Source organism: Aquitalea aquatilis, from assembly GCF_005155025.1.
GTDB classification, from domain to species: Bacteria; Pseudomonadota; Gammaproteobacteria; order Burkholderiales; family Chromobacteriaceae; genus Aquitalea; species Aquitalea aquatilis.
In genome coordinates this window covers 1,376,722-1,403,263 of record NZ_CP039731.1, presented here as the reverse complement: position 1 = coordinate 1,403,263, position 26,542 = coordinate 1,376,722, and the positions used below count along the sequence as shown (strand labels likewise).

General features: G+C 61.8%; 26 protein-coding genes. 4 read left to right on the top strand and 22 right to left on the bottom strand.

Annotated features, from left to right (window positions below; all coding sequences use genetic code 11):
* Positions 1-63 precede the first annotated feature (63 nt).
* Complete coding sequence (locus tag FAZ30_RS06405; protein ID WP_124645237.1) at positions 64-294, bottom strand: sulfurtransferase TusA family protein; 231 nt, start codon at positions 292-294, stop codon at positions 64-66.
* Between the two features lie 113 nt (positions 295-407).
* Between FAZ30_RS06405 and FAZ30_RS06400 the strand changes: the two genes are divergently transcribed.
* The 3 genes from FAZ30_RS06400 to FAZ30_RS06390 all read left to right on the top strand — a co-directional run bounded on the left by FAZ30_RS06400 (position 408) and on the right by FAZ30_RS06390 (position 2,776).
* Positions 408-1,187 (top strand): NRDE family protein, encoded by a 780-nt coding sequence (locus FAZ30_RS06400; RefSeq protein ID WP_137009099.1) that lies wholly within the window; start codon positions 408-410, stop codon positions 1,185-1,187.
* Positions 1,188-1,201: 14 nt separating this feature from the next.
* Complete coding sequence (locus tag FAZ30_RS06395; protein WP_137009097.1) at positions 1,202-1,723, top strand: CNP1-like family protein; 522 nt, start codon at positions 1,202-1,204, stop codon at positions 1,721-1,723.
* Between the two features lie 138 nt (positions 1,724-1,861).
* Positions 1,862-2,776: a DMT family transporter gene (locus FAZ30_RS06390; protein ID WP_246043414.1), complete on the top strand. Its 915-nt coding sequence runs from the start codon at positions 1,862-1,864 to the stop codon at positions 2,774-2,776.
* Between the two features lie 14 nt (positions 2,777-2,790).
* Here FAZ30_RS06390 and moaC read toward each other — a convergent pair whose 3' ends face one another.
* From moaC to gatC, 21 genes are all read right to left on the bottom strand, one after another.
* Positions 2,791-3,270 carry a cyclic pyranopterin monophosphate synthase MoaC gene (moaC, locus tag FAZ30_RS06385; protein ID WP_137009095.1) on the bottom strand — a complete coding sequence of 160 codons (480 nt, stop codon included), beginning with the start codon at positions 3,268-3,270 and terminating at the stop codon, positions 2,791-2,793.
* A 60-nt stretch (positions 3,271-3,330) separates the two neighbouring features.
* Positions 3,331-3,513, bottom strand: coding sequence for a hypothetical protein (locus tag FAZ30_RS06380; RefSeq protein WP_137009093.1), 183 nt, complete (start codon positions 3,511-3,513; stop codon positions 3,331-3,333).
* 2 nt (positions 3,514-3,515) lie between these two features.
* Positions 3,516-4,427 (bottom strand): UDP-3-O-acyl-N-acetylglucosamine deacetylase, encoded by a 912-nt coding sequence (gene lpxC / locus FAZ30_RS06375; RefSeq protein ID WP_199731101.1) that lies wholly within the window; start codon positions 4,425-4,427, stop codon positions 3,516-3,518.
* A gap of 117 nt (positions 4,428-4,544) precedes the next feature.
* Entirely contained in the window at positions 4,545-5,729 is a 1,185-nt protein-coding gene (gene ftsZ, locus FAZ30_RS06370; protein WP_103522973.1) for a cell division protein FtsZ, read from the bottom strand.
* A 95-nt stretch (positions 5,730-5,824) separates the two neighbouring features.
* Complete coding sequence (gene ftsA, locus FAZ30_RS06365; RefSeq protein WP_220272880.1) at positions 5,825-7,036, bottom strand: cell division protein FtsA; 1,212 nt, start codon at positions 7,034-7,036, stop codon at positions 5,825-5,827.
* Between the two features lie 46 nt (positions 7,037-7,082).
* Complete coding sequence (locus FAZ30_RS06360) at positions 7,083-7,808, bottom strand: cell division protein FtsQ/DivIB (protein WP_059285654.1); 726 nt, start codon at positions 7,806-7,808, stop codon at positions 7,083-7,085.
* Positions 7,798-8,709, bottom strand: coding sequence for a D-alanine--D-alanine ligase (locus tag FAZ30_RS06355; RefSeq protein ID WP_137009090.1), 912 nt, complete (start codon positions 8,707-8,709; stop codon positions 7,798-7,800). The genes FAZ30_RS06360 and FAZ30_RS06355 overlap by 11 nt, the downstream gene beginning before the upstream one ends.
* Before the next feature lie 53 nt (positions 8,710-8,762).
* On the bottom strand, positions 8,763-10,157 hold the full coding sequence (murC, locus tag FAZ30_RS06350; RefSeq protein ID WP_137009088.1) for a UDP-N-acetylmuramate--L-alanine ligase: 1,395 nt from the start codon (positions 10,155-10,157) through the stop codon (positions 8,763-8,765).
* 39 nt (positions 10,158-10,196) lie between these two features.
* A complete protein-coding gene (gene murG, locus FAZ30_RS06345) occupies positions 10,197-11,285 on the bottom strand; it encodes an undecaprenyldiphospho-muramoylpentapeptide beta-N-acetylglucosaminyltransferase (RefSeq protein ID WP_137009086.1) in 1,089 nt (362 codons plus the stop codon).
* Positions 11,286-11,517: 232 nt separating this feature from the next.
* Positions 11,518-12,675, bottom strand: coding sequence for a putative lipid II flippase FtsW (gene ftsW / locus FAZ30_RS06340; RefSeq protein ID WP_124645246.1), 1,158 nt, complete (start codon positions 12,673-12,675; stop codon positions 11,518-11,520).
* Complete coding sequence (gene murD / locus FAZ30_RS06335; RefSeq protein WP_137009084.1) at positions 12,672-14,051, bottom strand: UDP-N-acetylmuramoyl-L-alanine--D-glutamate ligase; 1,380 nt, start codon at positions 14,049-14,051, stop codon at positions 12,672-12,674. The genes ftsW and murD overlap by 4 nt, the downstream gene beginning before the upstream one ends.
* A gap of 12 nt (positions 14,052-14,063) precedes the next feature.
* Positions 14,064-15,149, bottom strand: coding sequence for a phospho-N-acetylmuramoyl-pentapeptide-transferase (gene mraY / locus FAZ30_RS06330; RefSeq protein ID WP_124645248.1), 1,086 nt, complete (start codon positions 15,147-15,149; stop codon positions 14,064-14,066).
* Position 15,150: 1 nt separating this feature from the next.
* Positions 15,151-16,527 carry a UDP-N-acetylmuramoyl-tripeptide--D-alanyl-D-alanine ligase gene (locus FAZ30_RS06325; RefSeq protein ID WP_137009082.1) on the bottom strand — a complete coding sequence of 459 codons (1,377 nt, stop codon included), beginning with the start codon at positions 16,525-16,527 and terminating at the stop codon, positions 15,151-15,153.
* Entirely contained in the window at positions 16,524-18,002 is a 1,479-nt protein-coding gene (locus FAZ30_RS06320; RefSeq protein WP_137009080.1) for a UDP-N-acetylmuramoyl-L-alanyl-D-glutamate--2,6-diaminopimelate ligase, read from the bottom strand. Before FAZ30_RS06320 ends, FAZ30_RS06325 begins: the two co-directional genes overlap by 4 nt.
* 11 nt (positions 18,003-18,013) lie before the next feature.
* A complete protein-coding gene (locus FAZ30_RS06315) occupies positions 18,014-19,765 on the bottom strand; it encodes a peptidoglycan D,D-transpeptidase FtsI family protein (protein WP_124645251.1) in 1,752 nt (583 codons plus the stop codon).
* Complete coding sequence (gene ftsL / locus FAZ30_RS06310) at positions 19,765-20,037, bottom strand: cell division protein FtsL (RefSeq protein ID WP_059284568.1); 273 nt, start codon at positions 20,035-20,037, stop codon at positions 19,765-19,767. The genes FAZ30_RS06315 and ftsL overlap by 1 nt, the downstream gene beginning before the upstream one ends.
* Positions 20,034-20,996: a 16S rRNA (cytosine(1402)-N(4))-methyltransferase RsmH gene (rsmH, locus tag FAZ30_RS06305; protein ID WP_124645252.1), complete on the bottom strand. Its 963-nt coding sequence runs from the start codon at positions 20,994-20,996 to the stop codon at positions 20,034-20,036. The genes ftsL and rsmH overlap by 4 nt, the downstream gene beginning before the upstream one ends.
* Positions 20,993-21,439: a division/cell wall cluster transcriptional repressor MraZ gene (gene mraZ / locus FAZ30_RS06300; protein ID WP_103522963.1), complete on the bottom strand. Its 447-nt coding sequence runs from the start codon at positions 21,437-21,439 to the stop codon at positions 20,993-20,995. Before mraZ ends, rsmH begins: the two co-directional genes overlap by 4 nt.
* 392 nt (positions 21,440-21,831) lie before the next feature.
* Positions 21,832-23,259 carry an Asp-tRNA(Asn)/Glu-tRNA(Gln) amidotransferase subunit GatB gene (gene gatB, locus FAZ30_RS06295; protein WP_124645253.1) on the bottom strand — a complete coding sequence of 476 codons (1,428 nt, stop codon included), beginning with the start codon at positions 23,257-23,259 and terminating at the stop codon, positions 21,832-21,834.
* Between the two features lie 64 nt (positions 23,260-23,323).
* Entirely contained in the window at positions 23,324-24,775 is a 1,452-nt protein-coding gene (gene gatA, locus FAZ30_RS06290) for an Asp-tRNA(Asn)/Glu-tRNA(Gln) amidotransferase subunit GatA (RefSeq protein WP_124645254.1), read from the bottom strand.
* A gap of 127 nt (positions 24,776-24,902) precedes the next feature.
* The gene (gene gatC / locus FAZ30_RS06285) at positions 24,903-25,190 is read right to left on the bottom strand and encodes an Asp-tRNA(Asn)/Glu-tRNA(Gln) amidotransferase subunit GatC (protein ID WP_059284572.1); all 288 of its coding nucleotides are present in this window, start codon (positions 25,188-25,190) and stop codon (positions 24,903-24,905) included.
* 307 nt (positions 25,191-25,497) lie between these two features.
* Between gatC and FAZ30_RS06280 the strand changes: the two genes are divergently transcribed.
* Positions 25,498-26,541 (top strand): rod shape-determining protein, encoded by a 1,044-nt coding sequence (locus FAZ30_RS06280; protein ID WP_103522960.1) that lies wholly within the window; start codon positions 25,498-25,500, stop codon positions 26,539-26,541.
* Position 26,542 lies beyond the last annotated feature (1 nt).

Sequence of the window (26,542 nt, the reverse complement as noted above, 5' to 3'; positions counted from 1 at the left end):
ATCTCTGGACTATCGGTATCAGGACAGGCAGGCGGCCACCGGCCAGGTGTGCCGCCGCCCACATCATTTGCGGCGCAACACCATGCGGAACTTGCCTTCCGCGGTGGTGGCGGATTCGAGCAGGGCATTGCCGGTCTGGCGGCAGAAGGCCTCGAAATCCTTGGGCGCGCCGGGGTCGGTGGCGATCACTTCCAGCACCTTGCCGCTGTCCATTTCCGCCAGTGCCTTCTTGGCACGCAGGATGGGCAAGGGGCAGTTCAGGCCGGACAGGTCAATCAGGCGGTCGGGAGTCATGGGGGTTTCGCTCAGTCTTACGTTACAATGCCAATTGGAGGCGGTATTCTACCGGCTCTGTATCCGCTTAGTGTACGCCACTCGTCAAGCCCCCCAAAATCGGGACACCCGCCATGTGCGTGATTGCCTTTGCCTACAAGATGCCCGGCCTGGGCCAGCTGGTTTTGCTGGCCAACCGCGACGAATACTACGCCCGCCCCAGTGCGACGCTGGACTGGTGGGAAGGCCATGCCGACACCCTGGGCGGCCGCGACCTGCAGGCGGGCGGCAGCTGGCTGATGGTGGATGGCCGGGGCCGCTTTGCCGCGCTGACCAATTTCCGCGAAGGCTACGGCAAAAGCGGCGCGCGTTCGCGTGGCGAGCTGGTGCAGCGTTTCGTCACCGGCGAGGACGACCCCTTCAGCTTTGCCGACTGGCTGCGCGACAACCATCAGCACTACGCACCGTTCAATCTGCTGTATGGCAAGGTGGATGACCTGTTCCACTTCCACAGCCGTGGCGCACGCATCGCCCGTGTCACGCCCGGGGTACACACCCTGTCCAATGCCACGCTGGATACCCCCTGGTTCAAGAGCGAACGGCTGGCCGAACAGCTGCGCGGCCTGCGCCGTCCACCCAGTGAGGCGGAAGCCTTTGCCTGGCTGGCCGATGCCACCCAGGCCGGCCCGGGACAGTTGCCCAATACCGGGGTTGGCTTGGCGCTGGAAAAAACCCTGTCGCCCGTGTTCATTCAGGGACGCGACTACGGCACCCGTTCTTCCATGCTGCTCAACGTATCGGCACGGGGTGATGTAAGCTTGTCCGAACTTTCCTGGGGGCTGGCCGGCCGCGAAGCCGGCCGCCGCCGTTACACCATCCGGCCGGGGCAGGTACAACACCCGGCCAAGCTTTGAAGCAGGAGACGTGCTTGAAATTGTCCCGATATGGTCTGGCCCTGGCCGGACTGCTGCTGGCGCTGAGCGCCCAGGCCAGCGAATACAACAAAGGCTTCAACAATACCAATTACGCGATGGACGAAGTGCAGCCGTGGAGTGAAGGCCAGTTCAGCATTCCAACCTACCCGACCGCACCAGACTGGATCGGCTTTTATGTCGGCCCGGAAGTCGCCAACAAATACTTTGCCGACAGCAAGAGCCTGAGCGTGGGTGAAGATGGCGTGGTGCGGCTGATTCTGCGCGTGCAAAGCCCATCCGGTGCGGAAAACCTCAGCGTGGAAGGCATACAGTGCGCCGAGGGGAGCTATCGCAGCTATGCCTTTGGCGACAGCATCAACAAGCGCTGGATAGAGTCGCTGCGCGCCGACTGGCGCAAGATTGCCTACGACGACAAGGCCCGCCGCGCGCTGCGTGAAGACCTGTGCGTGGAGAAGACGGCCCCGAAATCCGTCGAACAGGCCATCAAGCTGTTGCGCGCCGCCCCCTGGCGCTAAATAAGGCCCAGCGTGGACAGCAAGGGCCAGATCATCCGCCCGCTGTGCACGCTGTTTTGCACCAGTCAGGTGCAAGCGCCATGACAAGCAGGTGAAATTGCGGTATCAATAGCTGTTTAATCCGCATTTGGCCGTCCTGTGTCCTCCAGCCCTTCCGCCCTGCCCCGCGCCCTGACGCTGGCTCAGTTCAAGATTCTTCTCTCCGCCATCGGTTTTGGCAGCATGGCCATCCTGGCCCGCTTTGCCTATGCCGACGGCGTGTCCACCGCCAGCCTGCTGTTCCTGCGCTTTTTCCTTGCCGGGATGTTGCTATTGCCATGGGTCGTCTGGAAAAAGCTGCCGTGGCCACGCGGACGTGCCCTGCTGGTGCTGATGGCCATGGGCAGCCTGGGTTATGCCGGCATGGCTGCCTGCTATTTTTCCGGCCTGCACTATGCCAGTGCCGGCACCATCGCCCTGTTGCTCTACCTGTTCCCCGCCATCGTGCTGGTCTTGTCCACGCTGCTGCTGGGCGAACGATTCAGCGCACGCCGCCTACTCGCCCTGCTGCTGGCACTGGCCGGCCTGGCCATCACCATCGGCCTGGAATTGTCAGCCCAGCCGCTGGGCCTGCTACTGGGGCTGGCATCTGCCGTGATCTATTCGCTGTATATCCTGGCGGGCAGCCGCTATACCCAGGGCTGCCATCCTTTGACTTCAGCCTGCGTGGTGGTGTTTTCCGCCGCCACTTGCTATGGCATCTATCTGGGCAGCTCAGGATTTCACGGTCCGGCCAGCCTGCATGGCTGGCTGGCGGTATTGGGCATTGCCTGCTTCGGCACGGTAGCCGCGCTGGCACTGTTCCTGTCCGGGCTGGCCGATACCGGAGCCACCCAGGCCTCGCTGATTTCCACTGCCGAACCGGTGGTCACCATCCTGCTGGCCTGGCTGCTGCTGGGTGAGCAGCTGGGATGGAGCCAGGCGCTGGGCGGCGGGCTGATCCTGGCGGCGGTCATCCTGATCAGCCGTGAGGCGCGGCCGGAGCAGGTGCAACTGACCGAGCTGCATGATTAGAGCAAGACGCTGGCTCAGTCCTGCCGCTGCCAGTGGCCACTCTTGCCACCCTCTTTTTCCTGCAATTGCACGGCAGAAATCACCATGCCACGGTCCACGGCCTTGCACATATCATAAATAGTCAGCAGGCCAACGCTGGCGGCGGTGAGCGCTTCCATCTCCACGCCGGTCTGGCCGCTGCACTCGGCGGTAACGGCAATGCTGATGCTGCTGCTGGCTTCGTTCAGGGAGAATTCAACGGCAACGCGGGTCAGGGCGATTGGGTGGCATAGCGGGATGAGGTCGGCGGTACGCTTGGACGCCATGATGGCGGCGATGCGGGCAATGCCCAGTACGTCGCCTTTTTTGTGGTTGCCATCGCGGATCAGCGCCAGGGTGGCGGGCTGCATCTGTATGCTGCCCTGCGCCACCGCACGGCGGCGCGTGCTTTGCTTGTCACCGACATCCACCATATGGGCCTGGCCGCTGGCATCGAAATGGGTCAATCCGGACATGAAAACCTCCAGCAAGATGTAGCCTCAAGCGGCTAAGGGAAAGAGGCTGGCAGTGTGCCGCTAGCGGATCAGTTTGCCAATTAGCCAGAAGAGGGTGAGCAGCAACCCCAGGCCGCCAGTCCACTTGCACAGACGCTGGCTCAGCTTGAGATAGCGCGGGTTGCGCGTGAGGGCGTAGCTGATGGCGGACCAGCCAAAAGCCAGAATGATGACAATGGCCCACAGCCGCCACAGCGCCAACATGGCTACACCACCTCGGGCAGGCGGTGGAAGCTGGACGGGGCATCCAGCGGGTCGGTAAAGCTGACGTATTCCCAGGCGTCCGGCGTGTCCAGCAGCTTGCGCAGCAATTTGTTGTTGAGCGCATGGCCGGATTTATGGCCAGAGAAAGCAGCAATCAGCGGGTGGCCGATGATGTAGAGGTCGCCAATGGCATCCAGGATCTTGTGGCGCACGAATTCGTCGGGGAAACGCAGGCCTTCCGGATTGAGCACGTATTCGTCGTCGATGACGATGGCGTTGTCCAGGCTGCCGCCCAGTCCCAGTCCGTGCTGGCGCATGTATTCCACTTCGTGCATGAAGCCGAAAGTACGGGCACGGCTGATTTCGTCCAGATAAGAGCTGCTGGCGAAATCGATGGTGACCTTTTGCGGGGCCAGATTGAAAGCAGGATGGTTGAATTCGATGGACAGGGTGATCTTGAAGCCATCCATCGGCTCCAGCTTGACCCATTTGTCACCTTCGACAATTTCCACTGCCTGTTTGACGCGGATGAAGCGCTTGGGCGCAGTCTGCTCGACCACGCCAGCACTTTGCAGCAGATAAATGAAAGGGGCGGCGGAGCCATCCATGATGGGCATTTCCGCCGCCGTCACCTCGACAATGAGGTTGTCGATGCCAAAGCCGGCAAAGGCCGACATCAAATGCTCGATCGTGCCGACACGCACGCCGGTGGCGGTCACCAGCGTGGAGGAGAGGCGCGTGTCGTTGACGAGCGCGGGCTCGGCTTTCACATCCTCCGACTCGGGCAAGTCGGTGCGGCGAAAGACGATGCCGGTGTCGGGCGCTGCCGGCAGCAGGGTGAGTTTCACCCGCTCGCCAGAATGCAAGCCGACACCTGTGGCGCTGATCGCTTGTTTCAGCGTGCGCTGGAATATCATGTGAAGCTTTCAGGCAATCGGGAAAACCCGATTTTAGCACAGGCTTGCGCCATGCTTTATTGATTGCTTGTCACAGATAAATAGTTTTTAACTATTTTACCAGATAGGCCTTTCTCAATCGGCCTGCTTGCGCAGGAAGGCCGGAATGTCATAGCTGTCGCTGACTTCCGGGTTGGAGAAGTCGGTGGACGGCGCAGCGCGGCGACGGCCCTGACGCATGATAGCCGGGGTATCGAAATCGTCGTAGTTGATGACCTCTACCGCACGGTCGTCGGTGCCGGTCTTGACGATCTTGATGTATTCCGGACGCTCTTCGCGTACCGGCTTTTGCTGACCCAGGCCAGTGGCAATCAGGGTGACACGGATGGTGTCTTCCGGCATGTCTTCCACTTCGGCGGTACCGAACTTGATCTGTGCATCTTCGTCGGCGTATTGACGGATGATGCCCATGATTTCGCGGTATTCGCTCATCTTCAGGCAACCCGGTGCGGTGGAGATGTTCACCAGCACGCCACGGGCACCTTCCAGGGTGATGTTGTCCAGCAGCGGGCTGGCCACGGCCTGCTCGGCAGCCACGCGGGCACGGTCGATACCGGAAGCGTAGGCGGAACCCATCATGGCCAGGCCCATTTCGCACATCACGGTGCGCACGTCGGCAAAGTCGACGTTGATCAGGCCAGGGCAGGTAATCACTTCGGCAATACCGGCTACCGCGCCCTTAAGCACGTCATCGGCAGCACGGAAGGCTTCGCGCATGGTGACATCGTCGCCCAGCACTTCCATCAGCTTTTCGTTGGGGATGACGATCAGCGAATCGACATGCTTTTTCAGGTCTTCGATGCCGCTCTGTGCCACTTTCAGACGCTTGCCTTCGTGGTCGAACGGACGGGTGACCACGCCCACGGTGAGGATGCCCAGCTCCTTGGCCACTTCGGCCACCACCGGCGCTGCGCCCGTACCGGTACCACCACCCATGCCGGCAGTCACGAAGACCATATTGGCGCCGCGCAGGGCATCGGCGATGCGTTCGCGGTCTTCCAGTGCGGCGCTACGACCCACTTCGGGGTTGGCACCGGCACCCAGACCACGGGTCAGGTTGTTGCCCAGTTGCAGTTTCTGCGGCGACTTGTTGCGCTGCAGGGATTGCGCATCGGTATTGGCGCAGATGAATTCCACGCCATGTACATGACTGCTGATCATGTTATCGATGGCATTGCAACCACCACCGCCCACGCCGATCACTTTGATCACGGCCGCGTTGGCGGTCTCTTGCATTACTTCAAAAACCATTCCGCTCATTTGCCTCTCCTCAAGTTTAAGATGAGCTTACATTTCCGATATTTACTGCTGCCCGATAAAACACATCACCCCAGCGGCCACCCGGCCGCCCAGGCTTAAAAATTCCCGGCGAACCAGGCCTTCATGCGGCCGAACAGATGGCCGACACCAGCGCTTTCCACTTTGGGACCGCTGTGGGTCTGGATCTGGTCCTTGCCGTACAACAACAGACCGACACCGGTGGAGAAGCGCGGGGTCTTCACCACTTCGGCCAGGCCGCCAACATACTTGGGCACGCCCACGCGCACCGGCATGTGGAATACCTCTTCTGCCAGTTCCACCATGCCCGGCATCAGGCTGGCACCACCAGTCAGCACGATGCCGGAGGACAGCAGGTCTTCGAAACCGCTGCGGCGCAGCTCCTGCTGTACCAGCTGGAAGAGTTCTTCCACCCGTGGTTCCACCACTTCGGCCAGGGTGGCACGCGACATCTGGCGCGGACCGCGTTCGCCCACGCCCGGCACTTCGATCATCTGGCCCGGATCGGCCATGGTCACCAGCGCCACGGCGTGCTGGATCTTGATGTCTTCCGCTTCCTTGGTGGGGGTGCGCAGTGCCATGGCGATATCGTTGGTGATCTGATCGCCAGCAATCGGAATCACCGCGGTATGGCGGATGGCACCGTTGGCATACACCGCGATATCAGTAGTACCGCCACCGATATCGATCAGGCAGACGCCCAGTTCCTTTTCGTCTTCCGACAGCACGGCAATGGCCGAGGCCATCGGCTGCAGCACCAGGTCGGACACTTCCAGACCGCAACGGCGCACGCACTTGGTGACGTTCTGCGCAGCAGACACGGCACCGCTGACGATATGCACCTTGGCTTCCAGCCGCACACCGCTCATGCCCAGCGGCTCGCGCACACCTTCCTGGCCGTCGATGCTGTATTCCTGGGTCAGGATGTGCAGCACCTGGTGATCCGGCGGGATGGTGACGGCGCGTGCGGTTTCAATCACGCGCTCGATGTCCATCTGCATGACTTCGCGGTCCTTGATGGCCACCATGCCGTGCGAGTTGATGCTCTTGATGTGGCTACCGGCAATGCCGGCAAACACCTCGTGAATCTTGCAGTCGGCCATCAGCTCGGCCTCCTCCAGCGCACGCTGGATGGCCTGCACCGTGGACTCGATATTCACCACCATGCCGCGCTTCAGGCCGCGTGACGGGGTCTGGCCCATGCCGATGATGTTGAGCTGGCCGTCATCCAGAACTTCCGCGACAATCGCCACGATCTTGGATGTGCCGATGTCCAGGCCGACCAGCATGTTCTTGCTTTCCTTAGGTTTGCTCACCTGTCGCTCCAGCTTGGTATTACTTTTTCACTTGAGCCGGCGGGGCCTTGTAATCAGGCATCCGCACGGCAAATCCATTGGGGTAGCGCATATCCACGTAATCGATGTGGTAAGGCAGCGCTGCCAGCTTGTCTTTCCAGTACTGGGCGAATCGCTCCACCCGCAAATCCACGTCGCCACGACCCAGATCCAGCTTGATGTCGTTATCCAGCCCAACCTGCCAGGCGCGGCGCGGTGACAGCCAGATGTCCTTGGGGGCCAGCCCCGTCGGCTTCAATCCCTGACGCAAACGCGCCAGCATGGCTGTCATGTCCTTTTCGGCCCCTGCCGGCCCGTAAAATACCGGCAGTTGCTGATCACTGGCTGCGTCGAAGCGGTCGCCGTGGCTGTCTACCAGCCCGTTTTCGCCCCAGCGCGCCAGCGCCACATGTTCTTCCACTGCAATTTCCAGCGCATCCGGCCAGCGCCGGCGCACCTGGGCATCCCGCACCCAGGGCAGCTTGCCGAATGCTGCCCGCGTCTTGTCGATGTCCAGCGTGAAGAAAGTCCCGGTCAGCTCATGCTCGGCAATGAAGCGCAGCTGTTCCGGCGTCACCCTTTTCATCTGTCCCTGGATCTGGATCTTCTTCACCGGAAACACCGGCGCATGCGTCACCCAGAATCCACCTGCATACATCAGCATCAGCAGCGAGGCACCCAGCAGGAAATTGGCCAGGCCTTTCAGCAGCTGATGGTTATCCCACATGCACCATATCCAGCACGTTCAGGCAGAGGTCCTCGTAGCTGATGCCCTGGGCGCGTGCGGCCATCGGCACCAGGCTGTGGCTGGTCATGCCCGGGTTGGTATTCACTTCCAGCAGATAGATGCCACCCTCCTCATCCATCAGGAAGTCCACGCGGCCCCAGCCCTGGCCACCCAATACCCGGAAAGCCTGCAGGCACAGTGCGCGCGCGCGCTGTTCCACTTCTTCACTCAGGCCGGACGGGCAGCGGTATACCGTGTCGTCGCGGAAATACTTGGCCTGGTAATCGTAATACTCGGTGGCCGGCTCGATCTTGATGGTGGGATAAGCCTGGCCATCAATCACGGCACAGGTGTATTCGCCACCGCCGACAAAGCGCTCGGCCAATACCAGCGGGTCGTACTTGCGTGCCTCGTCGAAGGCTGCTTTCAGCTCGCCGACCTGTTTTACCTTGGTCACACCGATGCTGGAGCCTTCGGTCGCCGGTTTCACGAACAGCGGCAGGCCCAGCCGGGCTTCCACGGCAGCGAAGTCACTGTCTTCGTCCAGCAGTTCGAATTCCGGAATCGGCAAACCGGCCCCGCGCCACAACAGCTTGGTGCGCCATTTGTCCATGCAGATGGCCGAAGCCATCACCCCACAGCCGGTATACGGAATACCCAGCGTTTCCAGCGCACCTTGCAAAGTGCCGTCTTCACCAAATGGGCCGTGCAGGATGATGAATACGCGTTCGAAGCCTTCGTCCTTCAGCGCCGACAGCGGTTTGTCTGCCGGGTCGAAGGCGTGGGCGTCCACCCCGCGCGAGCGCAAGGCGCTGAGCACACCATTGCCGCTCATCAGCGAGATTTCGCGTTCGGCGGAGCTGCCGCCCATCATCACTGCCACTTTGCCGTACTGCTTCATTGCTCTTCCTTACTGGGAGGCTCGGGGCGCTCCCGCCAAAATTCGCCTGCTACTTACAGCTTGCCCGCCACCAGCTTGCCCGGCACGGCACCGATGGAGCCTGCCCCCATGGTGATGACCACATCGCCATCACGGGCGATGTCCATGATGGTTTGCGGCATGTCGGCAATCTGCTCGACAAACAGCGGCTCCACCTTGCCGGACACGCGCACGGCGCGGGCCAGCGCACGACCATCGGCCGCCACGATGGGCGCTTCGCCGGCGGCATACACTTCCGACAGCAACAGCGCATCCACGCCGTTCAATACCTTGACGAAATCTTCAAACAAATCACGGGTGCGGCTGTAACGGTGCGGCTGGAAGGCCAGTACCAGTCGCTTGTCCGGGAAGGCACCGCGCACGGCGGACAGGGTGGCGGCCATTTCCACCGGGTGGTGACCGTAGTCGTCCACCAGGGTGAAGCTGCCACCTGCCGGCAAGGCCACTTCACCGTAACGCTGGAAGCGACGGCCCACGCCGGCAAACTCGGCCAGACCACGCTGGATGGACGGGATGTCCGCGCCACACTCCAGGCCAATAGCGATGGCCGACAGCGCATTGAGCACGTTGTGACGGCCCGGCAGGTTCAGCACCACCGGGAAGGAATGGCGTTGGCCGTTATTGACCACCACGTCGAAATGCATCTGGCCGCTGGCGGCCACCACGTTTTCGGCATAGATGTCAGCCGAATCGTCCAGGCCATAGGTGGTCACCGGCTTGGTGATGCGGCTGCGGATTTCGCGCACATTCGGGTCGTCCACACACAGCACGGCACGGCCATAGAAAGGCAGGCGGTGCAGGAAATCGACAAACGCCTGCTTGAGCTTGTCGAAGCTGTGGTCGTAGGTGTCCATGTGGTCGGCGTCGATATTGGTGATCACCGCCATCACCGGCGTCAGGTGCAGGAAGGACGCGTCAGACTCGTCGGCCTCGGCCACCAGAAACTCGCCCGAACCCAGCTTGGCATTGGTGCCCGCTGCGGTCAGCTTGCCGCCAATCACAAAAGTGGGGTCCAGCCCAGCTGCCGCCAGCACCGAGGCCGTCAGGCTGGTGGTAGTGGTTTTGCCGTGGGTACCGGCAATGGCAATACCCTGCTTGAAGCGCATCAGCTCGGCCAGCATCATGGCGCGCGGAATCACCGGAATGCGGCGCTCGCGGGCGCACAGCACTTCCGGGTTGTCAGCCTTCACCGCGGTGGAGGTCACCACCACATCGGCACCTTCCATATAGGTGGCGTCATGGCCAAAGAACACGCGTGCGCCCTGCGCGGCCAGGCGCTGGGTGGCGGCACCATCAGCCATGTCCGAACCGGACACGCTGTAACCCAGGTTCAGTAGAACCTCGGCGATGCCGCACATGCCGACACCACCGATGCCGACGAAGTGAATGTGTTTGACCCTGTGTTTCATGTTCTTTCTCGTTGCTTCCGGCCGCTTGTGGCTGCCGTATTACTGTTCGTCTGCCAGTGCCACACACAGATCGGCCACCCGGGCGGCTGCGCCCGGTCTGGCCAAGGCATGGGCATGGCTGGCAAGTTCCAGCAGACGGGGCCGGTCAAGACCAGCCAGAACGTCTGCCAGCTTTTGTGCTGTCAATTCGCTTTGCGGCAGATGAATCGCCGCGCCTTCCGTCGCCATCCAGCTGGCGTTGTCGCGCTGATGCGCGGTGGTGGACACCACCAGCGGCACCAGAATGCTGGCGACACCAGCGGCACACAGCTCGCTCACCGTGATGGCACCGGCGCGGCAGATGATCAGGTCGCACTCGGCCAGCCGGCTGGGCATGTCATCGATAAACGGCAGCAGCGTCACATCCTTGCCCAGGCCGGCAGCCTGATACGCCGCCTGTACCTCGGCAAAATTGGCCTCACCCGTCTGGTGGGTCAGCTGTGGGCGCTGTGCTTGCGGCAGCAGCGCCAGTGCTTGCGGCAGGGTCTGGTTCAGTACCCGCGCGCCCAGGCTGCCACCCACCACCAGTACCCGCAGCGGACCGCTACGGCCGGCATAGCGTTGTGCCGGTGCCGGCAGGGCTTCGATTTCACGCCGTACCGGATTGCCGGTGACCAGCGACTTGGCCACGCTTCTGGCGGCACTGCCGTCAAAGCCGCACACCAGCTTGCGGGCAAACGGCAGCAAGGCCTTGTTGCTCAGCAACAGGCTGGCATCGGCATTCACCAGTACCAGCGGCTTCCACAGCAGGCCGCTCATCACCCCACCCGGCAGGCAGACATAGCCGCCCATGCCCAGCACCACATCCGGACGATGGCGGAACAACAGCTGCGCCGCACGCACAAAAGCCGCGCACAGCTGCAACACGCCCTTAAGCGAACCCAGCAGACCCTTGCCGCGCACACCATGAAAAGCCAGCCGCTCCAACGGAATACCGGTGGGCGGCACCAGCTTGTTTTCCATGCCACGCTCGGTACCCAGCCACACCACTTTCCAGCCGCGCTGTTGCAGCTCTTTGGCCACGGCAAGGCCGGGGACAATGTGTCCACCCGTACCGGCTGCCATTACCATGACCGTTCTGTTCGTCATCTTCATCAAACCTTGTAACCGCGCATGATGCGCTGTTTTAGCTTCGTCCTGCGGCCTCGCAGAAACCGCCGCCACCGGGCTTGCGCCCTCACGCGCCTGTCGGCGCTTGTCCTGCGCGCCTACACTTTGTAGCCGCCCTTCGCTCCGGTTTTAGCTTCGTCCTGCGGCCTCGCAGAAACCGCCACAACCGGGCTTGCGCCCTTACGCGCCTGTCGGCGCTGGTCCTGCGCGGCTACACTTTGTAGCCGCGCATGATGCGGCGGTTTTCATAGTCAACCCGCAGCAGCACGGCCATCGCCACCAGATTCATCAACATGGCCGAACCACCAAACGACATCAGCGGCAGGGTCAGGCCCTTGGTGGGCAGCAGACCCATGTTCACGCCGATGTTGAAAAACACCTGAATGCCCAGCCAGATGCCCAGCCCCTGCGCCACCAGCGCCTGGAAGAAGCGCTCCAGCTTTTTCGATTCCACGCCGATGTGAAACGCACGGCGCACGATCCAGGCATACAGGCCGATCACCACGCAGATGCCGGCAAAGCCGAATTCTTCCGAAATCACCGCCATGATGAAGTCGGTATGGGCCTCGGGCAGGTAGAACAGCTTTTCAATGCTGGAACCCAGCCCCACGCCATACCACTCGCCCCGGCCAATGGCGATCAGCGAATGCGACAGCTGGTAGCCCTTGCCATAGGGGTCGTCCCACGGGTCCATGAAACCCAGCACCCGCTTCAGGCGATACGGCGAGGAAATGATCAGCAGCACGATGGCCACTGCCGCCATCACCGCCAGCCCGGAGAAGATGCGCATATTGATGCCGCCCAGGAACAGCACGCCCATGGCGATGGACATCACCACCATCAGCGCGCCGAAGTCCGGCTCGCGCAGCAACAGGAAGGCCACCGCCACCATGGCGGCGAACATCGGCGCAAAGCCTTCTTTCAGGCTGTGCAGCTTGTGGGTCTTGCGCACGGTGTAATCGGCGGCATAGATCACCGTGGCAAACTTCATGATTTCCGACGGCTGCAGATTGAGCACGAACAGGTTGATCCAGCGGCGCGAACCATTCACCACCCGGCCGATGCCGGGGACCAGCACCAATACCAGCAGCACGATGCCCAGCAGGAACAGCTTGCCGGCGTATTTCTGCCAGATACGGGTGGGTACCTGAAACAGGATGTAAGAAGCGCTGAGACCAATCACCATGAAGATGACGTGGCGGATCAGGTAGAAGTAGCGGTTCTGCGTGGCGGCATCGGCTTCGGCATAGGCAATCGACGCGGAGTACACCATCACCAGGCTGATGGACAACAGCAGGGCCAGGGCCCAGGCCAGTGCCTCGTCAAAAGGTTTGATGGCGGTATAGCGGCGCGCCGAGTGCACGATCATGGCTGCCCCTTTCCGACCGCAGCGGCCTTGATTTCCGCCACGGTATCGATGAATACCTGAGCGCGATGGGCATAGTTGCGGAACATATCCAGGCTGGCACAGGCCGGCGACAGCAACACCACATCACCCGGCTGAGCCAGTGCGGCCGCAGCGCGGGTGGCGTCTTCCAGCGTGGCGCAATCCTGCAGCGGCACACCGCTATCCGCCAGTGCGGCGCGGATACGAGCGGCGTCGCGGCCGATCAGCAGCACGGCGCGGGCAATGCGCTGGCAGGCCGGCAACAGCGGGCTGAAATCCTGGCCCTTGCCGTCACCACCGGCAATCAGCACCACACGGCGCGTCATGCCATTGAGGGCGGCTTCGGTAGCACCGACATTGGTGCCTTTGGAATCATCAATCCAGGCGATGCCGTCAAATTCATCTACCAGTTCCACGCGATGTGCCAGGCCCTGGAAGCTTTGCAGGCCTTGCAGCAGGGCGGTACGGTCCAGCCCGATGCTGTCGCACAAGGCCAGCGAGGCCAGTGCATTGGCGGCATTGTGCAGGCCTTGCAGTTGCAGACTGGCTTGCGGCAGCACGGCCTCGCCCTGCGCGCTCAGCCAGTATTCGCCCTGTTGCTGCAGCAGGCTGTATTCCACCGGCTGCTTGAGCGAGAACCACTTCACCACATGACCGGGGCGCACCATGGCCGGGGCCAGGATGTCGTCGCGGTTGAGCACCTGCACCCCCAGACCATTGAACACGGCGGTCTTGGCGTGGGCGTAATCCAGCAGGTCGTGGTAGCGATCCAGATGGTCTTCGGAAATATTCAGCACCGTGGCAGCATCCGCCGCGAGGCTGTAAGTGGTTTCCAGCTGGAAGCTGGACAGCTCCAGCACCCACACGTCCGGCTGCTTGCCGGACTGTTCGCGCTCCAGCAGGGCTTCCAGTACCGCCAAGCCGATATTGCCGGCCACGATGGTATCCAGCCCAGCCTGCTGGCATAGATGGCCAACCAGACTGGTGACGGTGGTCTTGCCATTGGAGCCGGTGATGGCGATGACCTTGCTGCCATGACCCTTGATGGCGCGGGCCAGCAGCTCCACATCACCCACCACTTCGCCACCGGCACGGCGGAAAGCATCAATGGCAGGGGCTTTCAGCGGTACGCCGGGGCTGAGCACCAGCATGTCGACGCCGGCAAAGGTGCTGGCATCAAACGCGCCGCTACGCAATTCCGCCGTCGGCACATCTTGCAGCAGCTGGGCCACGCGCTCCGGCGCGGGCTTGCTATCGGCCACCACCACGCGTGCGCCGTGGGCAGCCAGATAGCGCGCGGCAGCCAGCCCCGAGCCTCCCAGCCCCACTACCGCGATGTGACGATCAGCAAAGTCCATGAGCCCTTATCCTTAACGCAATTTCAACGAAGCGAGGCCGGCCAGCACCAGCATCATGGTGATGATCCAGAAACGCACGACAACCTGGGTTTCTTTCCAGCCCTTCAATTCGTAGTGGTGATGCAGCGGAGCCATGCGGAACACCCGCTTGCCGGTGAGCTTGAACGAGGTCACCTGAATCATCACCGACAGCGCTTCCATCACGAACAGGCCGCCCATGATGAACAGCACGATTTCCTGCCGTACGATCACCGCTACGGTGCCCAGCGCTGCGCCCAGTGCCAGCGCGCCCACGTCACCCATGAATACCTGGGCCGGATAGGCGTTGAACCACAGAAAGCCCAGACAGGCCCCGCAGATGGCGGCGCAGAACACCACGACCTCATGCGCGCCTGGGATGAAGGGCAGGCCCAGATAACGGGAAAACACCACGTGGCCAGCCACGTAGGCAAAGATGGACAGGCCGGAGGCCACCATCACCACCGGCAAGGCGGCCAGACCATCCAGACCATCTGTCAGGTTGACGGCATTCGAGGTACCGACGATCACCAGATAGGTCAGTACGCAGAAGCCCACCACGCCCAGCGGGTAGGCCACGGTCTTGAAGAAGGGCACGATGAATTCGGTGGAAGCCGGCAGCTTGGCGGTGGCAATCAGAAACACACCGGCGGCAATGGCAATGGTGGATTGCCAGGCCATCTTGAACTTGGCCGACACCCCTTTCGGGTCCTTGTACACCACCTTGCGCCAGTCGTCGTAAAAGCCCAGCGCACCGGTACCCAGCATCACCGCCAGCAATAGCCAGACGTATTTGTTGGACAGGTCGGCCCACAGCAGGGTGGTGATGGTGATGGACAGCAGGATCAGCGAACCGCCCATGGTCGGCGTACCGGCCTTGACCAGATGGGTCTGCGGACCATCGTTGCGGACCGCCTGGCCGACTTTCAGTTCGGTCAGTTTGCGGATCACCCACGGCCCCATCAGCAGCGAGATGGTCAGCGAAGTCAGCGCCGCCATCACCGCCCGCAGGGTGACGTAGAACACAACGTTAAAGGTCCGGATATGAGAACCCAGCAATTCAGCTAGCCAGAGCAGCACCTTACACTCCCTCTTCTTGTTGTTTTGCGGTCGTCAGGTGTTCCACCACCCGTTCCATACGCATGAAGCGTGAACCCTTCACCAGCACCGAGGCTCCCGCTTGCAAATTGGCGCCCAGCCAGCTGGCCAGCGCCGCGAAATCATCAAAACTCTGTGCGCCGTCGCCATAGGCCGCGGCGGCGTGACGGCTGAGTTCGCCCAGCGTCACCAGTTGGGCAATGCCGCGCTGGCGGGCGTGTTCGCCCACTTCGCGATGCAGTTGCGCGGCCGACTCGCCCAGCTCGCCGATATCACCCATCACGAAGCAGTGCGGGGCCGGCAGACGGGCCAATACATCGATACCGGCTTTCATCGAATCCGGATTGGCGTTGTAGCTGTCGTCAATCACCACACCGCCATGCAGGCCGGCCTTCTGCTGCAGACGGCCCTTGGCATTGCCAAAAGCGGCCAGACCGGCGGCGATGGTGGCCAGCGGCACCTCCAGCGCCAGCGCAATGGCAGCCGCAGCCAGCGCATTGCGCACATTGTGCTCGCCCGGTGCCGGCAGGCTGATGGCCTGCTCGCCCTGCGGGCTGCACAGGGTGAAACTGCTGTCCAGCGCCTGCAGGCTGATGTCCGTGGCGCTGATGTCGGCAGGCTGTTGCAGGCCGAAGCTGCACACGCGGTGCTTGCCGGCAGCCGTACGGAACAGCGCGACATTGGCGTCGTCGGCATTGACGATGGCCACGCCATCTTCCGGCAGACCGAGGAAAATTTCGGCCTTGGCCCGCGCCACATCGGTGGTGTCGGCGAAATAACCGAAGTGCGCGCGCATGGCATTGTTGACCAGTGCCACTTGCGGCCGGGCCAGGCCAGTCAGGTAAGTCAGCTCACCGTGATGGTTCATGCCCATTTCCAGCACCGCATAGCGATGGGCGGCAGTCAGCCCCAGCAGGGTCAGCGGCAGGCCGATGTCGTTGTTGAAATTGCCGGCGGTGGCATGCACGGCGTCGGCTCCGGCATGGGTCTTGAGAATGGCGGCAACCATTTCCTTGACCGTGGTCTTGCCATTGGAGCCGGTAATGCCGATGCGCAATGCCGGCTGCAGCGCAGCCCAGCCGGCCGCCAGCCGGCCCAGTGCCAAACGGGTGTCGTCCGCCCGGACCAGGCAGGCACCTTCCAGTACAAAACTGTTGTCCACCAGTGCGGCAGCAGCACCGCGGGCCAGCACATCGGCCACGAAATCATGGGCATCAAAACGCTCGCCCTTGAGCGCGACAAACAGGTCGCCCGGCTGCACGGCACGGCTATCGGTAACCACGCGGGCCAGACGCGCCTGTCCGTCGCCACCCGTCAGGATGCCGCCAGCCAATTGTGCCGCCTGTTGCAGGGTCATCATGCCCGGTCTCCCCAGGCCGTCAGTGCTTCTTCGGCAATGCGGAAGTCGGAGAACGGGTGCTTGACCCCGGCGATGTCCTGGTATTCCTCGTGGCCTTTGCCAGCGACGAGCACGATATCGCCAGCCTGCGCCTGGGCGACTGCCCAGTGAATGGCGGCGGCACGGTCTGCCTCGACATGGCCCGGGTGGCTCATGCCAGCCAGAATGTGTTCGATGATGGTTTGCGGGGTTTCGGTGCGCGGATTGTCGCTGGTCACCACGGCCACATCGGCAATGCGTTCGGCGATTTCGCCCATCATCGGGCGCTTGCCCGGATCGCGGTCACCACCGCAGCCGAATACGCAATACAGCTTGCTGCCGGCCGGGCGGATATCCGCCAAGGTAGCCAGCGCCTTTTCCAGCGCGTCCGGGGTGTGGGCGTAGTCGATTACCACCAGCGGCTCGTGGCTGCCGCCTATGCTTTGCATGCGGCCACGTGCCGGCTGGATGCGCGCCATGACTGCAGCCGCATCGGCCAGGCTGACACCGTTGACGCACAAGGTGGCCAGACAGGCCAACAGATTACTGGCATTGAAACGGCCCACCAGGCCGGTTCGCACGTCCACCTCGCCCCACGGCGTGGTCACCTGCAAGTGCAGGCCGTCCAGATTGGCAGTGAGGCTGAGCGGGCGCACATCACCCTGCGTCAGGCCGTAGCTCACTACCTTGGTCTGGCTGGCATCAATGTCCTGCACCAGCTGGCGGCCAAACGGGTCATCGACATTGATGACCGCATGCTTGAGGCCTTCCCAGTGGAACAGCTTGGCCTTGGCCGCACCGTAGGCTTCCATGCTGCCGTGGTAGTCCAGATGGTCGCGGGTCAGATTGGTAAACACCGCCGTGGCGAAGCTGACACCATTGACACGCGACTGGTCCAGCCCGTGGCTGGACACTTCCATGGTCACCACGTGTGCACCCTGGCGACGGTATTCAGCCAGTTTCTGCTGCACGGTGACCGGGTCCGGCGTAGTGTGGGTGGTTTCGGTCAGTTCGCCATAAAAACCATTACCCACAGTACCGATCAGCGCGGCTTTCTGCCCCAGCAGGGAAAATGCCTGCGCCAGCCAGTGGGAAATCGAAGTCTTGCCGTTGGTGCCGGTAATGCCGATCACCGTCATCGCCAGGCTGGGCTGACCATAGACATGGGCGGCCACCATGCCGGCGCGCTCGCGCAGGGCCGGTACCGGCAGATTGGGCAGATCCCATTCCGGCTGCCAGGCAAACCCGTCAGCGCTATCCCACAGCACGGCTGCGGCACCTTTTTCCAGTGCAGCAGGAATGAAATCGCGGCCATCAGCGTACTCGCCGTGACAGGCCAGGAAGATATCTCCGGGCAGCACACGGCGGCTGTCAGCCTCGACCCGTTTGAGGGGGAGGCCCAGCTGGTTCAGTTGTGCCGGATCCCAGTCCGGCAAGCTTGTCAGGCGACTTTTCATGTTCTGTTTCTTCAAAAATCCGCAGGGACCGGGGTCGAGTCCGGCAGCAAGCTGTTGTTGGACGGCTCGTCCGGCTGCACATTCAGCACGCGCAGCGCGCCGCCAGCCACCTGGGAAAACACCGGCGCGGAAATGGCGCCGCCGTAGTATTTGCCGGCCGTGGGTTCGTCGATCATCACGGCCACGATGAGTTTGGGGTTCTTGCCCGGGGCAAAGCCCATGAACAGGGCGCGGTGCTTGTTGGCCACATAGGTGCGCCCTTCCAGCTTACGTGCGGTACCGCTCTTGCCGCCGATGCTGTAACCGATGATGCGGCCACCGACAGCACCGCCACCCGGCTCGCTATTGGCCACCAGCAGGTCATGCATTTCGTGCGAGGTTTTCTCGCTCAGCACACGCTTGCCCGGCATGGGGGTGCTGGTCTTGTACAGCGAGATGGGCAGCATCACGCCATCATTGGTAAAAATGGTGTAAGCCCGCGCCATCTGGAGCAGGCTGACCGATACGCCGTAGCCGAAGGACATGGTGGCCTGTTCGATGGGCCGCCAGCTTTTCCAGTCGCGCAGACGGCCTGCCGCCTCGCCGGGAAAACCGGTATTGGGCGGGCGGCCAAAGCCCAAGGAATCGTAATAAGTCCAGAAATCCTGCGGCGAATTGAGCAGCGCCAGCTTGCTGGTACCCACATTGGACGACTTCTGGATGATGCCCAGAATATTCAGGCTGGGCTGGGCCGATACGTCGCGGATGGTGGCCGGACCGATCATGTAGCTGTGGGTGTCCAGCACGGTATTGACGTTGGCCTTGCCGTGTTCCAGCGCCAGCGAGATCGACAGCGGCTTCATGGTGGAGCCAGGCTCGAACAGGTCGATCACTGCGCGGTTACGCAGCATTTCCGGCGTGGTACCGACCCGGTTGTTCGGATTGAAGGAGGGGTAGTTGGCCAGCGCCAGCAGTTCTCCGGTCTTGGCATCCAGCACGACTACACTGCCGGCCTTGGCCTTGTTCTCTTCTACCGCAGCCTTGATTTCACGATAAGCCAGGTACTGGATGCGATGATCCACCGCCAGTGCCAGGGTTTGGCCATCTCGGGGCGGTTCGATGGCGGCCACATCCTCGATGATGTGGCCACGGCGATCCTTGATCACCACACGGCGACCATCCTTGCCGGACAGCATTTTTTCGCGCGCCAGCTCTACGCCTTCCTGGCCTTTGCCGTCCACCCCGGTAAAACCGATGATGTGGGAAATGATTTCCCCGGCCGGATAGAAGCGGCGGTATTCCTGCTGCTTGGCGATGCCGGGAATGCCCAGGGCAATCACCTTGTCTGCCACTTCCGGATTGATCTGACGCTTGATGTAGACGAATTCTTTCTTGCGGTCGGACAGCTTGGTGGCCAGTTCTTCCGGCGCCATGTCCAGCAGCTTGCCCAGATCACGCAGCTTGGCCGGCGGCACCGGCTCCATGTCGGCCGGGCTGGCCCAGATGGTTTGCACCGGCGAGCTGATGGCCAGTGGTTCGCCATTGCGGTCGGTAATCACCCCGCGGTTGGCTTCCAGCGTCATGGCACGACGGAAACGCGCCTCACCCTGGCCTTGCAGGAAGTCCTGCTGCACCACTTGCAGGTAAATGGCACGGCCAATCAGCGCCAGAAACAGCAGACCCAGCATCACCAGCACAAAACGCACACGCCCTGCCGTCATTTTCAGGGCAGGGCTGGCATCGGCAAGGCGTTCACGCTGATGGGCGGAGTAGCTGGTGCGCATCAGGCACCTCCCCGGGCAGAGATCACCTGGATCTGGCGTGGATCCGGTGTGTGCATGCCCAGCCGCGTACTGGCGGCCTTTTCAATCACCGCGTGTGCACCCCAGGTACTTTGCTCCAGTTGCAGCTGGCCAAATTCCACCTCCAGCTGCTGGGCGGACTTCTGCTCTTTCTGCAGGTCGCTGTACAGCCTGCGCGATACGTGCTGCGAGGTGACCACCGACCAGGCGGACACCACGACCAGCACCAGAAGGATCGCGCACAGGCGGTTCATGCATCCCCCTCCCGCCACGGCGCGGCGGTACGTTCGGCGATACGCATGATGGCGCTGCGCGAACGGGCGTTTTCACGCACCTCTTCCGCGCTGGCACGCACCGGCTTGCCCACGGTTTCCAGCGGCGGGCGGGCCATTTCGTCGGCACGCACCATCACCCAGGTGGGCAGCTTTTCCACGCTGCTGGCATCGCGCAGGTATTGTTTGACGATACGGTCTTCCAGCGAGTGAAAGCTGATGATGGCCAGCCGGCCGCCCTCAGCCAGATGACGGGCCGCTTGCGGCAACACCGCTTTCAGCTCGTCCAGCTCGCGGTTCACAAAGATCCGGATCGCCTGGAAGGTCCGCGTGGCTGGGTCCTGACCCGGTTCCCGAGTACGGACGTTTTGCCCAACGAGCAGGGCGAGCTCACGCGTGGTCTGGAGGGGAGCGAGCTCCCGTTGCGCAACAATGGCTGCTGCGATCTTGCGAGCAAACCGCTCTTCACCATAAGTCTTGATGACCTCTTTGATTTCGTCTTCTTCCGCAGTAGCCAGCCACTGGGCGGCAGTGATGCCGCGGGTGGTGTCCATGCGCATGTCCAGCGGTGCATCGAAGCGGAAACTGAAGCCGCGACGCCCGTCGTCGATCTGTGGCGAGGACACGCCCAGATCCATCAATACACCGTCCACCACGGCCACACCCAAGCGGGCCAGCTCCTGCCCCAGGGTCTCGAAACCGTTGTGAACAATGGTAAAACGACTGTCTTCTGCCGCCAGCTTGTCAGCTTCGGCAATGGCTTCCAGATCCTTGTCGAAGGCAATCAGGCGGCCTTGCGGCCCCAGCTGCGACAGGATGAGCCGGCTGTGGCCACCGCGACCGAAGGTGCAGTCCACATACACGCCATCAGGCTTGATGGCGAGCGCGGCTACAGCTTCGGCTAGCAGCACCGTGCGGTGCACGTACGGGGTGGAACTCACAGGGTAAAGTCTCCAAGATGTTGTGCCAGATCGGCTTGGTCGATGGCCAGTGCTTCCGTGGTCTGGCTGTCCCACTCCTCGGCATTCCACAGCTCGAAGCGGTTGCCCATGCCCACCAGCGCCACATCCTTGTCCAGACCGACCAGTTCGCGCAGGCGGGAAGGCAGCAAGATGCGTCCGGCGCTGTCCATGTCCAGCGTTTCTGCGTGGCCAAGCACGAGGCGCTGGTAGCGTTTCAGCGTGGGATTGCCGGTGGGAAGTGCGAGCAGACGGGCTTCAACCGGACGCCAGTTAGGTTCTGGGTAAATCAGCAGATGGTCGGGGGATTCGAGGGTGACAACCAGCTTGTGCCCGAACGCGGACAGCAGTGTCTCACGGTGTCTGGCCGGAATGGCCAAACGACCCTTGCTATCAAGAGAGACAATACTGACGCCGCCGATCATGAGCTGGACACCACCGCTGAAAGTTGAGGAGCCGTCGCCCCACTTTTACCCACTTCACCCCACATTTCGCCACTATAAGAAAGAACTTCATTACGGTCAACATCACTCGGCGCTAATTCACCTTTTGCGACAATGACTTAGCGACAGCCTCAAAAAGCGCTTTCCGTGTCAAATCAGTGGGTTAATACCGGCAGTCAAAGTGAGCTATGAGCTGAAATGGTGCGGGAAGACAACACAATGATTTTTCCATGACAATCAAATGCCAGGCGGTGGCCAGTCCGGAAAAACAGCAGGGGGCAGTTAAAATTGTCCATTTAAACTGCAAAAACAGAACGGCATGCCGCAGCATGCCGTTCGCTGAACACCGCCGACAGGGAATAGCGGCGGGTGAATCAGGCCAGTTTCTGTTTCAGGATGTCCTGCACCTGAGCCGGATTGGCCTTGCCCTTGGAAGCCTTCATCACCTGGCCGGCCAGCGCGTTGAGCGCCTTTTCCTTGCCGGCACGGAATTCCTCTACCGCCTTAGGGTTGGCGGCGATGGCTTCTTCCACCATTTTTTCGATGGCACCTACGTCGGACACCTGCTTCAAGCCATCGCGCTCGATGATGGCATCGGCAGTCAGCTCGCTGTCCCACAGTGCATCGAACACCTGCTTGGCCAGTTTGCTGGACAAGGTGTTGTCAGCAATACGCTGGATCAGGCCGGTCAGACGCTCGGCAGCAATCGGACAAGCGCCAATGTCCTTGCCATCGCGGTTCAGACGGGCGGCGATTTCGCCATTCACCCAGTTGGCCGCCAGCTTGCCCTGACCGGAGGCCTGGGCCACGGCTTCGAAGTATTCCGCCGTGGCGCGGCTGCCGGTCAAGAGTGCGGCATCGTAGGACGACACGCCGAAGGCTTCGACAAAGCGGGCCTTCATCGCAGCCGGCAGCTCCGGCATTTCGCTGCGGATGCGTTCGATCTGCTCGTCGGCAATGCGAACCGGCAGCAGGTCTGGATCGGGGAAGTAGCGGTAATCGTGCGCGTCTTCCTTGCTACGCATCATGCGGGTTTCGCCGCTATCCGGGTCGAACAGCACGGTCGCCTGCTCCACGCGGCCGCCATCTTCCAGGGTGTCGATCTGCCACTGGATTTCGTACTTGATGGCCTGCTCCAGAAAGCGGAAGGAGTTCAGGTTCTTGATCTCGCGGCGGGTACCGTACTCTTGCTGACCAAACGGGCGCACCGAGACGTTGGCATCCACGCGGAAGCTGCCTTCCTGCATATTGCCGTCGCAAATGCCCAGCCACATCACCAGGCCGTGCAGGGCGCGGGCATAGGCTACGGCTTCTTCCGGCGAGCGCATGTCCGGCTCGGACACCACTTCCAGCAAGGGAGTGCCTGCGCGGTTGAGGTCGATGCCGGTCATGCCACTGAAATCTTCATGCAGCGATTTGCCGGCATCTTCTTCCATGTGGGCGCGGGTCAGCTTGACCAGCTTCTCTTCCTCGCCCACCAGAATCGGCAGCACGCCGCCTTCGACAATCGGCAGCTCCATCTGGCTGATCTGGTAGCCCTTGGGCAGATCGGGGTAGAAGTAGTTTTTCCGCGCAAACACGTTCTTCTGGTTGATCTTGGAGCCCAAGGCCAAACCCAGGCGGATGGCTTTTTCCACCACGGCCTTGTTCAGCACCGGCAGTACGCCGGGGAAGGCCAGTTCCACGGCCGAGGCCTGGGTGTTCGGTTCGGCACCGAAGGCGGTGCTGGTACCGGAAAAAATCTTGGTAGCGGTGTTGAGCTGCACATGCACCTCAAGACCGATGACGACTTCCCATTTCATCGCGGAGAAATCCTTTTGCTATGCCGACAGGGGCCGGCGCGGTGCCGCCCCTGTGCGGTCTTGATTACAGGGCGGGAGCGCGGGTGTGCCAGTCGGTAGCCAACTGGAACTGGTGCGCCACATTCAGCATTTTTGCTTCGCCAAAATAATTGCCGATGATCTGCAAACCTACCGGACGGCCACGGCGGTCGAAACCGGCCGGCACGCTCATGCCGGGCAGGCCGGCGAGGTTGACCGACAAGGTGTAGATGTCAGACAGGTACATCTGTACCGGATCGCCAGACTTCTCGCCGATATTGAAAGCGGCAGTCGGTGCCACCGGCCCCAGAATCACGTCGCACTGCTCGAATGCAGCCTTGAAGTCGTTGGCGATCAGACGGCGGATCTTTTGCGCCTTCAGATAGTAGGCGTCGTAATAGCCGTGCGACAGCACATAGCTGCCCACCAAGATGCGGCGCTTCACCTCCGCGCCAAAGCCTTCCGCGCGGGTTTTCTCGTACATGTCCACCAGGTCCTTGTACTCGGCAGCCCGATGGCCATAACGCACGCCGTCAAAGCGCGACAGGTTGGTGGAGGCTTCGGCCGGGGCGATCACGTAGTAAGCCGGAATCGACAGCTCGGTATTGGGCAGGCTGATGTCCACCACCTGTGCGCCCTGCTTTTTCAGCTCGGCTACCGCATCGGCGATGACCTTGGCCACATCGGCATCCAGGCCATCGGCAAAATACTCGCGCGGCAGACCGACGCGCAGGCCGGCCAGCGGCTGGTTCAGATCGCGGGTGTAGTCTTCGCGGGCACGTTCCAGGCTGGTGGAATCGCGCTCGTCAAAGCCGGCCATCACGTTCAGCATCAGCGCGCAGTCTTCGGCGGTCTGGGCAATCGGGCCGCCCTGATCCAGCGAAGAGGCATAAGCCACCATGCCATAACGCGAGACCACGCCATAAGTCGGCTTGATGCCGGTCACGCCGCAGTGGCTGGCTGGCTGGCGGATGGAGCCGCCGGTATCGGTGGCGGTGGCCACCGGCGTCAGGCGGGCGGCGACCGCAGCGGCCGAGCCACCGGACGAGCCGCCCGGAATGGCGTTCAGATCCCACGGGTTTTTCACTGCGCCGTAGTAGCTGTTTTCATTGGACGAGCCCATGGCGAATTCGTCCATATTGGCGCGGCCCAGCGTCACCAGGCCGGCGGCATTGCACTGCTCCACCACATGCGCGCTGTAGGGCGAGATGAAGTTGTCCAGCATCTTCGAGCCGCAGCTGGTTTTCCAGCCCTGCTGACAGAAGATGTCCTTGTGCACCATCGGCACGCCGGTGAGCAGGCCGGCCTGGCCAGCGGCGCGGGCGGCATCGGCAGCAGCGGCATCGGCCAGGGTGCGGGCACGGTCCACGGTAATGAAGGCATTCAGCTGCGGGTTCAGCGCCTCGATGCGGTCGAGGTAGTGCGTGGCCAATTCCACGCTCGACACCTCGCCCGCCGCCAGTTGTTGCGACAGTTGCTTGAGGGTGGCGTTCGTCATTTTGTCTTGATATCCGGTTAAGCTGGGATCAGTGAGCGGGTGTGCCTGCCATGGCAGGACGGCAGAACGGGGTAGGAAAAAAGCCATTCCCAAGCGGGAACCATCCCAAACCGTGCTGCTCTGAAACTCACTCGATCACCTTGGGAACGAGGAACAGGCCCTTTTCCACCTGCGGAGCGACCGCTTGAAACGCCTCGCGCTGGTTGGTTTGGGTCACGATGTCTTCACGCAGACGCAGGCTTACATCCTGCGGATGGGCCATCGGTTCGATGCCATCGGTGTTGACGGCCTGCATCTTCTCGATCAGGCCAAAAATATTGTTAAGCTGGTTGCCAACCGCGGCGATTTCTTCATCGCTTACGTTGATGCGGGCAAGCTTGGCAATCCGCGCGACATCCTGGTGCGTCAGAGACATGGCGTCCTCGTTAAAACCTTTAATATTTCAAGCTTTATAGGGTATCATAACGGGTTTGATTCTCCCAAGATCGACATCACACATCGCGACATGAATCGTGCTGCTGCGGGTAGGGTTTTCTGCCTGCCGGCCTTGCTGTTTATTTGTGCGACGTGATGCAACAATGATGTCCCCCGGAGGGCCGCCGTCCGCCGTCCCAGGCCAGCCTGGACGTGCGCTGCGACGGGAACCGGGAACCCAAGCCCATGCAAGAATTTGCCGGACGCGCATCGCGCCCGACTGACGGAAACTGAACCAGGACCGCCCAATGTTTCGTTCGCTCACCGGATACTTCTCCAACGACCTTGCCATCGACCTTGGCACGGCCAACACCCTCATTTACATGCGTGGCAAGGGCATCGTGCTTGACGAACCATCCGTGGTCGCCATTCACAGCGATGTGCCCACCAACAAGAAATCCATCCTGGCCGTCGGCCTGGAAGCAAAGCGCATGCTGGGACGTACTCCGGGCTCCATCCAGGCCATTCGTCCGATGAAGGATGGCGTGATCGCCGACTTCACCGTCACCGAGCAGATGCTCAAGCAGTTCATCAAGAAGGTGAACCCCAACCGCTTCTTTGCTGCCAGCCCGCGCATCGTGATTTGCGTACCCTGCGGCTCCACCCAGGTGGAACGCAAGGCGATCCGCGACTCGGCCCTGGCTGCCGGCGCGCGCCGCGTCGAGCTGATCGAAGAACCGATGGCCGCTGCCATCGGTGCCGGCCTGCCGGTAGAAGAGCCGACCGGCTCCATGGTGGTGGACATCGGCGGCGGCACCACCGAAGTGGGCGTGATCTCGCTGGGTGGTGTGGTGTATTCCAACTCGGTACGTGTTGGCGGTGACAAGTTCGATGAAGCCATCATCAACTACATCCGCCGCAACTACGGCATGCTGATTGGTGAAACCACCGCCGAAGAAATCAAGAAAACCATCGGTTCGGCCTTCCCGGGCGCCGAAGTGCGTGAAATGGAAGTCAAGGGCCGCAACCTGGCCGAAGGCATTCCGCGTGCCTTCACCGTGTCGTCCAACGAAATCCTGGAAGCGCTGACCGAACCCCTGAACCAGATCGTGTCGGCCGTGAAGATCGCCCTGGAACAGACTCCGCCGGAACTGGGTGCCGACATCGCCGACAAGGGCATGGTACTGACCGGTGGCGGTGCGCTGCTCAAGGACATCGACCGTCTGCTGGCCGAAGAAACCGGCCTGCCGGTATTCGTGGCCGAAGAACCGCTGACCTGCGTGGTGCGCGGCTCGGGCAAGGCACTGGAAAAGATGGACAAGATCGGCACCATCTTCACCAACGTACCCTGAT